Raw genomic sequence first — 12,849 nt, forward strand, 5'->3', positions numbered from 1 at the left:
TGCATATCCGCCTTTTGGTCCTTCATTATTAAGCCGCCATTGCTTATGATGAGGCCAACATCAAGGAGGCTGGCGTGAAATTTGAGTCGATTCATCAAGAAGTTATCTCCGTTGAGCGTTTTACATGGCGCTGCTTACGCTATGCGGCGATCGCTGCGTTACTGCTGTTGACTGGCCTCATTCCCGGAGTGGTGGGTTTTGTCTACCTAGCTGATCTCCCAGCGGCGCAAGCGTGGTTGAATGCGCTTTCGATGGTCAGTGGTCTCGAGCTTCCCTACCCGATAATCAATCTGTATCTTGCGCCGAGCTTGCATCTCTTTTTAGCCTTTTACAGCTTATTTATCGAAACGGTCTTTTTCGTTTCATTGGCTACCCTATTTGCACCGATCATTCATCGCGTTTTTCATCGCATGCACTGCATTGAAGAGAGCGATTAGTTCCGTTAAAAGATTTGACGAATATCAGATGAAATGTCTTGGATCAATTGACGCGCCGACTCGTCTCTTTGCTGTACAAGAGTAATAAACAACAGGTCGGTTAGAACGTTCTGCGCGGTGCGAGAGGCGATGGATGAGCTGCGATGTTCACTTTCATCGGCAATCGTATCAAAAGAGAGATCGGCTAATTCACGTAATCGATTTTTCTTCGGAGAGGTTAGCGCGATAACGCTTGCTCCTTGCTGCTTGGCCGCTTCGGCGGCAATCAAAATCTCTTTTCTCTCTCCTGAAAATGAAATCACAATTTGAACATCTTGCGCACCCAGCGTGCGTGCGGTGGCGATTTGTACGTGGCTATCTTGTTCTGTGAGCGCTGTGATGCCTAATTTCAGGAGCTTAAAAGCCAAATCTTTTGCGGTGAGCGCAGAGCCGCCGATACCGATAATTTGCACGCGGTTGGCGAGGTTTATCCACTGTACCGCTTGGTTGAAATGGGGAAATGAAAGCGCGTTGGTGGTGTGAAACATCGCCTCTGTTTTCGCTTGCACCAATTTTTGTGCGATCACCGCCAGTGGGTCGTCAGCCAGAATATTGCTGTGCAGTGGCGTGGTCTGAAACGCCAATTTACGGCCAAGCTCTTCGGCCAGCGCTAACTTAAACTCACTGTAGCCCCTAAAGCCAATTTTCTGGGTAAATTTGACAATGCTCGATTGGCTGACTTTTGCGTGTTCGGCCAATGCTTGGCTAGTGGCGAGCGCGGCTTTTTCTGGATGAGCGATGATCCAATCGGCGATTTGTAATTCACTGCGAGAGAGTTGAGTGCGGCGGCTGACGATTTTATGCATCACAGACATGCGCGATCCTTGTATTGTTTTGAATAAATTATTCCAAATTTAAAATAACGAACATTAGTATAGTGGCTTGTATTAACTAGCCTTTTGTTCAGAGGCTTAAAAGATATCGGTGCATTGTAGGCCATTATTCCATGCAATGACTGGTCAAGGAATAACCTTTGTTGTGATTTTTGTCACTAAAATGGAATATTTTATTCCATAGAATCGCCCTCAGTTCCGAATTCAAACCGAGAAATAGACGATGAACCTAGACCTAACCCAGTTGGTTACCGAAAGCCGCAACCCTGCCAGTGCTGACATTGACACCCTTTCCACCTTCGAGATGTTGCAAGTCATTAACCATGAAGATCAACTGGTCGCGTTGGCGGTTGAAAAAACCTTACCGCAGATAGCGCAAGCGGTGGATGCCATTACCTTGGCATTTCAAGCGGGTGGACGTTTGATCTACATGGGAGCGGGAACCTCCGGTCGCTTGGGGATTTTAGATGCTAGCGAGTGCCCACCCACCTACGGCTCTGACCCTAAACAAGTGGTTGGGCTTATTGCGGGCGGACACCCAGCGATTCTTAAAGCGGTTGAAAATGCCGAAGACAATGTTGAGCTTGGGCAAAGCGATCTGAAAAATATTAATTTGACCCGCAACGATGTGGTGGTGGGTATCGCCGCCAGTGGTCGCACACCCTATGCGCTAGGCGGCATGGCTTACGCTAAATCACTGGGTGCAACGGTTGTGGCAGTAGTGTGCAACCCAGATTGCGCGATGCAGCACGCGGCTGACATTGCCATTGTGCCTGTGGTGGGCGCGGAAGTGGTCACGGGCTCTTCACGTATGAAAGCGGGCACGGCGCAAAAACTGGTGCTTAACATGTTAACCAGCGGCGCGATGATTCGTTGCGGTAAAGTGTTTGGCAACCTCATGGTCGATGTCGAGGCAACCAATGCTAAGTTGATTCAGCGCCAAAATAACATTGTGGTCGAAGCGACAGGTTGCAGCAAAGAGGAAGCAGAACAAGCACTGAGCGCCTGCCATCGTCACTGTAAAACCGCCATTGTAATGATTCTTGCGGGGCTAAGCGCCGAGCAAGCGACGCAAAAACTGGCCAAGCATAATGGTTTTATTCGCGCGGCACTGAATGATCAATAACCCGACTGGATCTATCCAAGGATGTCCCAATGGCAAAAATAACCTCAAATATGATCGCCAAGCTGCTTAGTGCAGTCGGTGGTAGTGGCAATATCGGTAAGTGCGGTAACTGCATGACGCGCTTACGTTTGACATTAAATAATACGGCATTGGCCGATCAGGCTCTGCTGAAAACCCTTCCCGGCGTAATGGGCGTGGTGGAGAGTGACCAACAACTGCAGATCATTTTAGGCCCGGGCAAAGCGCAAACGGCGGCCGATATGATGAATGAGATGATCGCCAACGGTGACGGTGCTGAGACGGATGTGGCCATAACTGCCGATCTATCCGCGATTGCTGCTGAGCAGAAAAAGCAGATGAAGAGCAAGCAGACCAGCGGCGTACAACGTTTTTTAAGCAAATTTGCGACCATTTTTACGCCGCTGATCCCCGGTTTCATTGCTGCGGGTTTGTTGCTTGGTTTTGCCACTTTGCTGGAGCAAATGTTCGTTATCGATCAATCGCCTAGCCAGTTTATGCTCGATCTCATTACTTATATGAAAGTGTTTGGTAAAGGGCTCTTTGCTTTCTTGAGTATTTTAATTGGTTATAACGCGCAGCAAGCTTTCGGTGGCTCGGGTGTTAATGGTGCCATTTTAGCTTCGCTGTTTGTGCTGGGGTATAACCCAGAGGCGACAACGGGTATCTACTCGGGTATGAGTGAATTCTTTGGCTTCGCCATTGACCCACGCGGCAACATCATCGGGGTACTATTAGCCTCTATTTTGGGCGCGCAAGTAGAACGTAAAGTGCGCCAATACATGCCTGATGATTTGGATATGATCTTAACCTCTGTGGTGACGTTACTCATCATGGGCGCGGTGACTTTCTTGGTGATCATGCCGATTGGTGGTGAGCTGTTTAAAGGTATGTCATGGTTGTTTTTGAACCTCAATGATAACCCGTTGGGCGCGGCGTTACTGTCGGGTTTGTTCTTAATTTCGGTGGTGTTTGGTATTCACCAAGGGTTTGTGCCAGTCTATTTTGCGCTGATGGATGTACAAGGGTTTAACTCTCTGTTTCCTATTTTGGCGATGGCGGGCGGCGGCCAAGTGGGTGCGTCACTGGCACTCTATTTCAAAGCCAATAAAGATGCGTTGCTGCGCACGCAAGTGAAAGGGGCGATCATTCCCGGTATTTTGGGAATTGGCGAACCACTGATTTATGGCGTGACCTTGCCGCGGGTTAAACCGTTTGTCACTGCTTGCATTGGTGGGGCGGCGGGCGGTTTCTTCGTCGGCTTAGTTTCTTACCTTGGTTTGCCAGTAGGATTAAATACGGTGTTTGGCCCGTCAGGCATTGTCGCCATTCCATTGATGACTTCCGAGCAAGGGATTTTTGCTGGGATGATGGTGTTTGTTGGCGGTCTTTTAATCTCCTACACTGTTGGCTTTCTCGCGACCTACTTTTTTGGCTGCAAAGATGTCGATTTAAGCTAATTCACCCCCCCCCCCTATGTATGGTATGCAAAATACCCAAACTCGGTCAAGTGAGGGTATTGGGTGAAATAGCGCGGCCTTTAGCACATCTTCTTTCTCTGTTGGATGTGTCTAAAGGCCTTTTCTTTGGCCTAAAGAGCATCCACTACGCAAGTTCGCCTATAAACCCACCCGTTTGATGCGCCCATAGCTGAGCATAAACGCCTTGTTGTTGCAGCAACTCTTGGTGTGAGCCTTGTTCAATGATTCGTCCTTCATCCAGCACAATTAAGCGATCCATGGCGGCAATGGTTGATAAACGGTGCGCAATGGCGATCACGGTTTTGTTTTCCATCAGCGTTTCAAAATTTTCTTGAATAGCCGCTTCTACTTCTGAATCTAGGGCCGAGGTGGCTTCATCCATGATCAGAATCGGCGCATTTTTTAATAGCACTCTGGCAATCGCAATGCGTTGGCGTTGGCCGCCAGAGAGTTTGACACCGCGTTCTCCCACTTGAACATCGTAGCCAAGGTTGCCATTCTCATCCTGCAACTGCGCGATAAAATCATGAACATGCGCTTGACGGCTTGCTTCTATCAGAGCTTCTTCCCCGGCATCTGGGTTGCCATACAGAATGTTGTCGCGGATTGAGCGGTGCAACAGAGAAGTATCTTGCGTGATCATACCAATGTGTTGGCGCAGTGAATCTTGGCTGACCTGCGAAATATCTTGCCCATCAATGCAGATTTTGCCGCCATTCAAATCGTAAAATCGCAGCAGCAAGTTAACCAGTGTGGATTTACCCGCGCCCGAACGACCTACTAACCCCACTTTTTCGCCCGCTTTTAACTCAAAGTTAAGCGCTTCAAACACAGTGTTTTCTTGTCCATAGTGAAAGTGAACGTTATGGAAGCTGATTTGCCCTTGCGTTACTTGCAGCGGCGGCGCATTGGCTACATCCGTTATGGTCACTGGTTGCGACAAGGTATTCATTCCATCCACCACAGTACCGATATTTTCAAATAGTGCGCTCACTTCCCACATGATCCATTTCGACATGCCTTGTACGCGCAGCGCAATGCTAATCGCAATCGCAATGACACCGACAGTCACTGAGGCATCGAGCCACAAATTGATTGATAAAGCGGCGATAGAAAACAGCAGTAAATAGTTGATGGCGTCAACACTCCACAACAGGCACGTCACCATGCGCATCTGTTGGTACACGGTGTTCAAAAACCGTTTCATGCTGCTTTTGGCGTACTGCATTTCTCGTTGCGAATGGGAAAACAGTTTCACGGTGGCAATGTTGGTGTAACTGTCGACTATGCTGCCCGTCATAGTTGAGCGAGCATCGGCTTGATCGGTCGCCACTTTTTTCATCTTGGGAATGAAATACAATTGAATGATGATGTAGGCCACGAGCCAAATCAGAATCGGGATCATCAAGATGCGGTCAGATTCGCCCATCATCCAAATCATCGAGACGAAGTAGACCGCGATGTAAACCAGTACATCGACCAGTTTCATCACTGTTTCTCGCACAGCGAGTGAACTTTGCATCACTTTGGTGGCGATCCGCCCCGCGAAATCGCGTTGGAAAAAACTGACGCTCTGTTTGAGTAAGTAGCGGTGGATCATCCAACGTATCGACATCGGGTAATTACCCAGTAGCGTTTGGTGCATGATCATGGAGTGGAAGAAAGCCAGCAGCGGCATAATGACCACCACCAGCGCGGCCATTACCCACAAGCGGTCACTCTGATCAGCCCAGAATGTGGCACGTTGTTGGCTGCCAAGCATATCAACCAATTCACCCATATAGCGAATGAGGGTGACTTCGGCAATCGCCACACAAGCACTGAGCAGTGACATGACCAATAACGGTACTTCAAAACCTCGCGTGTAATGACGGCAGAAGGCTAATAAGGAGTTAGGCGGTTGTTGCGGCTCTTCTTTAGGAAACGCCGTCGTGAGATTTTCAAACCATTGAAACATAGGTGATCAACTTATGGTGATGTGCGAGTGAGATTCATTCTTATTTTTATCTGTTAAATATTGAATTTATCAGTAAAATGACGGGCAATAATAATGATAATAAAAACGTTTCTCAAACTAATTAAAGCAGGAGGTATCCTTTAATGGATCTAATTCGCCCAAGCTTGCTGGGGACAGCAATTCACAACATATTAAAAATCAGCGCATTACCTTGTCTGTTCATGGTTTCGGCTACGGCACAAGCTGAGCAAACACCGCCACCAGTTTTAGACACGATCGTGGTAACGGCATCGGCATTGAAAGTCGATACCCCGACACAAGAAACTGCAAAGTCGGTCACTGTCATTGAACGTGATGAACTCGACCAGCATAACGTACAAAAACTGGATGAAGCATTGCGCTATACGCCGGGATACACCTCACCTTATGGCGCGGATAACGACGCCGAATGGATGTTTGTGCGTGGTTTTGAACCGAGTGTCTATCTCGATGGTAACCGTCTTTATAAAGAAGGTTTCTTTGCTTGGACGGTTGAACCCTTTGGTTTAGAGCGAGTTGAATTGGTGAAAGGCCCGTCTTCTGTGCTGTATGGTGAGTCCATGCCGGGCGGTATTGCCAACGTGGTGCAGAAAAAGCCGACCGATGGGGCGCAGCATTCCGTATCTCTGTCGGTGGGGAATAAAAATTACCAGCAGTTGGGTGTCGATATTGCCGATTGGGCCAACCAAGATGGCAGCCAGCGCTACCGCTTGGTGGCGATGGTTAATCAAAAAGAGGGTGAATTGGATGGCATTGAGAGCCAGCGCGTTTATGTTGCGCCAAGCTACGCTATCGATTTATCAGATCAAACCACGCTAACGCTGATGGCCACTTTCTTGAAAGATAACGGCGTGCCACAAAACGGTTTCTTCCCAAGCGATGGCACATTAGTGGCGCTGCCCAATGGTGAGACGATTGCGCCTAACCGCAACTTTGGCGAGCCGGATCACGATGATTTCGATAAAACACAATTGTCGTTCGGCTACCAACTCTCTCATCAACTGAACGACACTTGGAGCCTCAAGCAAAACTTCAACTACGCCTATGTTGATCTGTACCTGCGAAGCTCTTCGGCCTATCAAAATGCTTGGCAAGATAGCGACCCATACACATTGGCACGTTATACCTTGATCAATGATGGTGATGCACACAGCGTAACCTTAGATAACAACGCCCAAGCACAGTGGCAAAGTAGCCAATTTGAGCACCGCTTACTGGCCGGGTTTGACATTCAGTATCACCAAAATAAATGGCTGGGTAATGGCACTGGTTCACCGGTGGGCGTGATCAACAGCCTTAATCCGACCTACGGCAATGTGCCAGATCTTTCAAGCAGCTTGTATGACAATGAGATTGTCAAACAGCAACTGGGAGTGTACGCGCAATATCAAACGAAGTGGCAACAGAAATGGGTTCTGAATTTAGGTGGCCGCTACGACAAAATTGATGTTGAAAGCAAAGGTTTGAATAAAGATGAGCTTGATGATGGCCAACTGTCATTAAACAGCGGTTTGATCTATTTAGCCGATAACGGTTTGTCACCTTATGTGAGCTACTCTGAATCTTTCTATGTGATCAGCAGCTTAGATTTTACCACCAACAAACTCTACAAACCCGTCGAGAGCAACCAAACCGAGGTGGGTGTGAAATACATGCCAAGCTGGCTCGATGGCTATGTCAATCTGGCGTGGTTTGATATCGACCAGAAAAACGCAACCGCCTCTACTGTCGGCAGCAATGGTGCGTTAACCACCAGTCAATCGGGCACAAAAACCAATACGCAAGGGCTCGAAGTGGAAGCTCGCATGGCTGTGACAGAGAATCTGATGCTGAATGCCAGCTACACCTATCTCGATGCTCATACGGGTGAAGGAACGAGCCAGAAGCGCAAGTCGATGATTCCGCGCCACTTAGCGACAGGTTGGGCGAGCTATGATTTTGCAGGCCTTGGGATTGAGGGGCTGACGTTGGGCTCTGGCGTGCGTTATACCGGAACGTCTGTGGATGCCTCGCTCGATAAAAAGGTGCCTGCTTATATGCTGTGGGATGCAATGGCAAGCTACGCCATCAATACACAGTGGGATGTGCAGGTTAACCTCAATAATATTTTGGATGACGAGTCCTTTGCTGGTTGTGATTTCGGAACCTGCTATTACGGCGAATCACGTCGTATGGTGGCAAGCGTGAATTACCGCTGGTAAGTCAGCATGAACTCACCTTCGCTGAAGGTGAGTTTGACGGTTTTTGAACATTCCCGCGCCGGCGGGGATGTGTGTTTTAGGTGGTTCGATTTTTGGGGGAGAGTGATGTTTACCTTATCAAATGTTCAAGTGGTACGCGGTGGACGAAGCATTTTATCCATTGAATCACTGAATATTCCCACCACAGAGTTAACTGTGGTACTCGGCCATAATGGCTCTGGTAAATCCACGCTGGTGAGTTTGATTTCTGGTCAGCAAGCACCTGACCGTGGCGACGTGTTACTTAACCAGCAGCCGATTGCCGAGCTCAGCGCCAGAGCGCTGGCTAAAGCGGTGGCGTTTTTGCCACAAAAATTGCCAACTTCAGCGGGGTTAACGGTACGAGAGTTAGTGCGCCTTGGGCGTTTTCCGTGGCGTGGTCCTTTTGGTCGCTGGCAAAATCAGGATGAAGTGATCATCGATCAAGCGATCGCCCAAACCGGCGTCACTGAATTTGCCTATACCTTGGCAGATGAATTGTCTGGCGGTGAAAGGCAACGCGCTTGGGTGGCGATGCTGTTGGCGCAGCAGTCTCCGGTGCTGATTTTAGATGAGCCAACTTCAGCGTTAGATGTGCAGCACCAATATCAGTTAATGGCTCTGCTTGCGCAATTAAACCAAACACAAGGCTGCGGAATTATCGTCATTTTGCATGATTTGAACCTTGCGCTACGTTACGCGACCCACATTGTCGCGCTCAAGCAGGGCAAGGTTGCTTTTGAAGGCGATGCCTCTTTATTGGTCGATGAAGCACGTTTATCGGCGCTTTATCAAACGCCGATCCAACTGCTGGATCACCCAATGTCCAATTCAGATTCTCACACGCATAAGGTCGCGATTGTATGTGCTTAAACCTTGTAAAGCGCTGGCTGGTTGCTGGCTTACTCTCTGTTTTTTCGAGTGTCGCTTTTAGCGCGCCATTGACCGTACACGACAGCCGCGGAGAGCAAACTCTACAGCAGCGGCCACAACGTGCGGTGGTGCTCAATTGGGATTTACTTGAGCAAGTGATTGAACTGGGTATCACACCCGTTGGCGCGCCAGAGCTTGCCAGTTATCAAGATTGGGTTGTCAAACCGCAAGTGCCGCAAGGGGTAGAAGATATCGGCACGCGCGTTGAACCCAATTTGGAAAAAATTGCTGCACTGAAACCAGATCTCATTCTCGCTGCTGCGCCGCAGCAAGATTTAATCACACCGTTAGAGCGCATTGCTCCGGTACTCTATTTCTCTAATTTTCAAGCCAGTGATGACAGTGGTGCAGTCGCGATTGACCATTTTCGCCAATTAGCGCAGCTCTTTGACAAGCAAGCGCTCGCCGAGCAAAAACTGACCACAATGACGGAACGTTTTGCGCAGTTAAAAGCACAAATTGACATCGCGTTTTCTCATCAAACACCCGCGGTGGTGGCGATGCGTTTTGCTAATCCAACCTCGGTGTTCCTTTACGGTGAAAACTCCACCACTCATTATGTGCTGAAGCAATTGGGCTTGTATGAAGCGCTGCCTCAGCCCGCCAAAGAGTGGGGGATTGTGCAACATCGGTTAACGGATTTGCAGTATGTTGAGCAAGGTTATGTGCTCTATTTCTTGCCATTTGCCCAGCAAGCACAGCTAGAAAAATCAATGCTTTGGCAAGCGATGCCGTTTGTGCGTCAAGCGCGAGTGAACTCGGTTGAGAGTGTCTGGAACTACGGCGGCGCGATGTCACTACAATACATTGCAGAAGCGCTGACACGCAGTTTGCTTGAGGTTGCGCCTAAGTCATGAACGGAAAACTGTTTCTCGCACTGAGTAGTGCGCTGCTGCTTGTGGCAATGCTCAGTGTGCAAATTGGCAATGGCGTTGATCTAGTCACGCAATGGCAACTGTTGTGGGCGCAACGTGAAGCGAGCTCTTTTGCGGAGTTCAATTTCCTATATGGTCAATTGCCCCGTTTGGTGATGACGTTGCTGGTGGGCGCGATGTTAGGTTTGGTCGGCAGTGTGATGCAACAACTGACGCAGAATAACCTCACTTCACCATTGACGCTGGGCACCTCATCTGGAGCTTGGCTGGCGCTGATTATTCTCAACATTGGTTTTCCAAGCCTAGTTGCCAGTTACAGCGCGTTGGTGGCAATGAGTGGTGCTTTGCTCGCATTTGCGTTGATCGTGGTGATTGCTGGTGTGCGTAACATGACGGGCTTGCCGTTAATTGTGGCAGGCATGGTGGTGAACCTGCTACTTGGCGCGATTGCGACGGCACTGATTCTACTCAATGAACAATACGCCAAAAACGTCTTCATGTGGGGCGCGGGCGATCTGGCGCAAAATGGCTGGGATTGGGTGCAGTGGTTGCTGCCGCGGTTATCGGTCTCTTTATTGATTTTACTGTTTGCACCAAGGGTTCTGACGTTATTGCGTTTAGGTCATCAAGGTGCTGCGGCTCGTGGTCTGCCGGTCATTCCTGCATTTTTAATCTTAATGGTGCTCGGGATTTGGTTGGTTTCAGCCTCGATTACAGCGGTGGGCGTCATCAGTTTTATCGGGCTACTCACGCCAAACATCGCCCGTGCTATGGGGGCAAGAACGCCCAAACAAGAGCTCTATTCGAGCTTACTGCTTGGCGCGTTACTGCTTTTATTAACCGATATGCTCGCAATGTGGTTGAGCCTATGGACTACGCAAGTCATCGCCAGCGGTATCACAGCCGCGGCGATTGGCGCGCCCGCATTGATCTGGTTTAGTCGCCGTCAGCTCAAGGCGCAAGATACCTTGACTATCTCACTGCCTCAGTCGCGCGCATCATTAAGCCGTGTCGCATTATTGGGGTTGTTGTTAATGATGCTGGCAGCACTTGGGTTGCATACGTTGTTTCAAATGAACGAACTCAGTTGGCAATTGGCACTGCCAAGCAGCTATCAGTGGTCATTACGCTGGCCGCGCATGCTTACCGCATTGTGTGCCGGTATTGGTCTTGCACTAGCAGGTAGCATTTTGCAACGTTTGATATACAACCCGTTAGCCAGCCCAGATATTTTAGGGGTCTCGTCAGGGGCGACGTTTGCGTTGGTGTTTGCCAATCTCTTTTTAGGTCAAAGCTTGTTAGCCGCTCATTGGGTGACAGCGTTGTTGGGTAGTTTGCTGGTGTTGGCGGCATTAGTTGTGCTGGGTAAGCGCCATCAATACGCCGCGTCGAGTTTGATTTTAACCGGGATAGCCATCACCGCATTGCTTGAATCCTTAGTGCAATTTTGCTTGGCTAAAGGGTCAGAAGACAGTTATCGAATTTTACAGTGGTTGGCAGGCTCAACCTATCGCGTTACGCCTGACCAAGCGCTGTTGCTGGCCGTTTTGGTGCTGTTGCTGGCCGCGGCCACCATCGCGCTGTCGCGTTGGCTGACTTTAATCTCCATTGGTCGTCGTTTTGCCAGTGCGCGCGGCGTTAATGCGCAAAGCACCAGTTTGATTTTATTGACCATTGTGGCGCTGTTATGTACGCTGGTGACGGCGACGATGGGGCCAGTGTCGTTTGTGGGTTTGATTGCGCCACACATGGCGATGATGCTAGGCGCGCAGCAAAGTAAAACCCAACTGCTGGTGGCAAGTTTAGTCGGTGCATCATTAATGTTGTGGGCGGATTGGCTCGGACAGGTGATCGTTTATCCGATGCAAATTGCGGCTGGCACGCTGGTGGCGATTCTCGGTGGGAGCTATTTCTTGCTGTTACTGTTGGTCAATCGTTCAAAATAAGCTCAGTCTATTTACCATTGGCATCGATGGTATTTAGCATCGTAACAAAGCTGCTCACTGTGCCAGATAAGTCGTTTTTCTTATTAATAAAATGATGGTAGTGCCTTGGCGTAGCAACGATATGTAACCCACATGATCGATAGTGTTAACGAATAGCCCTGTGTATACAGGGCTTGCGGCTATTTTTTGGTGATTTTATCTAAATAACCCATCGCAAAGGCCGATAAGACAAAGGTAATGTGCAGCAGTAAGTACCACTTGATTTTTTCACTGTCGATATTTTCAGTGTTCATGAAGACTTTCAGCAAATGAATTGAGGAGATGGCGACAATCGATGCCGAAACCTTATTTTTCAACGATCCTGTGTCTAATTTTCCGAGCCAGCCGAGCTTATCATCCTCTTCGGCGATATCAATTTTAGAGACAAAATTCTCATAGCCTGAAAACATCACCATCACAATCAACCCACCAACCAATGAAATATCAATCAAAGAAAGTGTCACTAAAATCAGGCTGACTTCATCGGTGCTCAAGATGTTAGGTAACAGATGAAACACTTCTTGGAAAAATTTAATGCCTAATGCCAGCAGCACTAAACTTAACCCCAAATAGATAGGCGCCATAATCCAGCGCGCTGAATAGAGTAGTTTTTCGACGATATTTTCCATAATTATTCCGTTTATGATCTCCACGAAGTATGTGGAATAAGGGGTGATAATACTGTGTTTTCTTGTAATTTGGCTACGTTATTGCACAAAGTTTTTGTAGAGCAATATAAGCCAGCCAAGCTGATATTCAAGGGGGGCGTGATACGCGTTTGATCACCATGGCATGATGTTGAAAATATTGTACTGTTTTGTATGGAATTGTCTTGATGCATTTATAAATTCAATAAATGGGTGATAATAAGCGCTCAATTCGAATGAGTGTCGTTCCATACATACTG

At 48.5% G+C, this 12,849-nt stretch carries 10 protein-coding genes; 7 read left to right on the forward strand and 3 right to left on the reverse strand.

Annotation, left to right across the window (positions count from 1 at the left end; all coding sequences use genetic code 11):
* Positions 1 to 74: 74 nt before the first annotated feature.
* Complete coding sequence (locus tag N5E84_RS13795) at positions 75 to 437, forward strand: hypothetical protein (RefSeq protein ID WP_019282795.1); 363 nt, start codon at positions 75 to 77, stop codon at positions 435 to 437.
* Between the two features lie 5 nt (positions 438 to 442).
* Here the strand turns inward: N5E84_RS13795 and N5E84_RS13800 are convergent, their stop codons facing one another.
* The gene (locus tag N5E84_RS13800) at positions 443 to 1,291 is read right to left on the reverse strand and encodes a MurR/RpiR family transcriptional regulator (RefSeq protein WP_013855695.1); all 849 of its coding nucleotides are present in this window, start codon (positions 1,289 to 1,291) and stop codon (positions 443 to 445) included.
* Positions 1,292 to 1,532: 241 nt separating this feature from the next.
* On the opposite strand from N5E84_RS13800, the gene murQ reads away from it, so the two are divergent.
* Positions 1,533 to 2,435 (forward strand): N-acetylmuramic acid 6-phosphate etherase, encoded by a 903-nt coding sequence (gene murQ, locus N5E84_RS13805; protein WP_019282794.1) that lies wholly within the window; start codon positions 1,533 to 1,535, stop codon positions 2,433 to 2,435.
* Between the two features lie 29 nt (positions 2,436 to 2,464).
* On the forward strand, positions 2,465 to 3,913 hold the full coding sequence (gene murP, locus N5E84_RS13810) for a PTS N-acetylmuramic acid transporter subunit IIBC (protein WP_017048240.1): 1,449 nt from the start codon (positions 2,465 to 2,467) through the stop codon (positions 3,911 to 3,913).
* 145 nt (positions 3,914 to 4,058) lie between these two features.
* Here murP and N5E84_RS13815 read toward each other — a convergent pair whose 3' ends face one another.
* The gene (locus N5E84_RS13815) at positions 4,059 to 5,891 is read right to left on the reverse strand and encodes an ABC transporter ATP-binding protein (RefSeq protein WP_069212056.1); all 1,833 of its coding nucleotides are present in this window, start codon (positions 5,889 to 5,891) and stop codon (positions 4,059 to 4,061) included.
* 143 nt (positions 5,892 to 6,034) lie between these two features.
* On the opposite strand from N5E84_RS13815, the gene N5E84_RS13820 reads away from it, so the two are divergent.
* The 4 genes from N5E84_RS13820 to fhuB all read left to right on the forward strand — a co-directional run bounded on the left by N5E84_RS13820 (position 6,035) and on the right by fhuB (position 11,903).
* Positions 6,035 to 8,131: a TonB-dependent siderophore receptor gene (locus N5E84_RS13820; protein WP_019282793.1), complete on the forward strand. Its 2,097-nt coding sequence runs from the start codon at positions 6,035 to 6,037 to the stop codon at positions 8,129 to 8,131.
* 105 nt (positions 8,132 to 8,236) lie between these two features.
* Positions 8,237 to 9,022 (forward strand): ABC transporter ATP-binding protein, encoded by a 786-nt coding sequence (locus N5E84_RS13825; protein WP_029388345.1) that lies wholly within the window; start codon positions 8,237 to 8,239, stop codon positions 9,020 to 9,022.
* Entirely contained in the window at positions 9,013 to 9,939 is a 927-nt protein-coding gene (locus N5E84_RS13830; RefSeq protein WP_069212057.1) for an iron-siderophore ABC transporter substrate-binding protein, read from the forward strand. Before N5E84_RS13825 ends, N5E84_RS13830 begins: the two co-directional genes overlap by 10 nt.
* Entirely contained in the window at positions 9,936 to 11,903 is a 1,968-nt protein-coding gene (gene fhuB, locus N5E84_RS13835; RefSeq protein WP_019282791.1) for a Fe(3+)-hydroxamate ABC transporter permease FhuB, read from the forward strand. The genes N5E84_RS13830 and fhuB overlap by 4 nt, the downstream gene beginning before the upstream one ends.
* Positions 11,904 to 12,082: 179 nt before the next feature.
* Here fhuB and N5E84_RS13840 read toward each other — a convergent pair whose 3' ends face one another.
* Positions 12,083 to 12,571: a TIGR00645 family protein gene (locus N5E84_RS13840; protein ID WP_017045929.1), complete on the reverse strand. Its 489-nt coding sequence runs from the start codon at positions 12,569 to 12,571 to the stop codon at positions 12,083 to 12,085.
* Positions 12,572 to 12,849 lie beyond the last annotated feature (278 nt).

The sequence above is a fragment of the Vibrio sp. J502 genome (assembly GCF_025397955.1).
Classification (GTDB): Bacteria; Pseudomonadota; Gammaproteobacteria; order Enterobacterales; family Vibrionaceae; genus Vibrio; species Vibrio anguillarum.

What these genes read in the sequence shown, in the direction of transcription:
- N5E84_RS13840 (WP_017045929.1), bottom strand. Translation starts at nt 12,571, where the DNA reads ATGGAAAATATCGTCGAAAAACTACTCTATTCAGCGCGCTGGATTATG.
- fhuB (WP_019282791.1), top strand. Translation starts at nt 9,936, where the DNA reads ATGAACGGAAAACTGTTTCTCGCACTGAGTAGTGCGCTGCTGCTTGTG.
- N5E84_RS13800 (WP_013855695.1), bottom strand. Translation starts at nt 1,291, where the DNA reads ATGTCTGTGATGCATAAAATCGTCAGCCGCCGCACTCAACTCTCTCGC.
- N5E84_RS13815 (WP_069212056.1), bottom strand. Translation starts at nt 5,891, where the DNA reads ATGTTTCAATGGTTTGAAAATCTCACGACGGCGTTTCCTAAAGAAGAG.
- N5E84_RS13825 (WP_029388345.1), top strand. Translation starts at nt 8,237, where the DNA reads ATGTTTACCTTATCAAATGTTCAAGTGGTACGCGGTGGACGAAGCATT.
- murQ (WP_019282794.1), top strand. Translation starts at nt 1,533, where the DNA reads ATGAACCTAGACCTAACCCAGTTGGTTACCGAAAGCCGCAACCCTGCC.
- murP (WP_017048240.1), top strand. Translation starts at nt 2,465, where the DNA reads ATGGCAAAAATAACCTCAAATATGATCGCCAAGCTGCTTAGTGCAGTC.
- N5E84_RS13830 (WP_069212057.1), top strand. Translation starts at nt 9,013, where the DNA reads ATGTGCTTAAACCTTGTAAAGCGCTGGCTGGTTGCTGGCTTACTCTCT.
- N5E84_RS13820 (WP_019282793.1), top strand. Translation starts at nt 6,035, where the DNA reads ATGGATCTAATTCGCCCAAGCTTGCTGGGGACAGCAATTCACAACATA.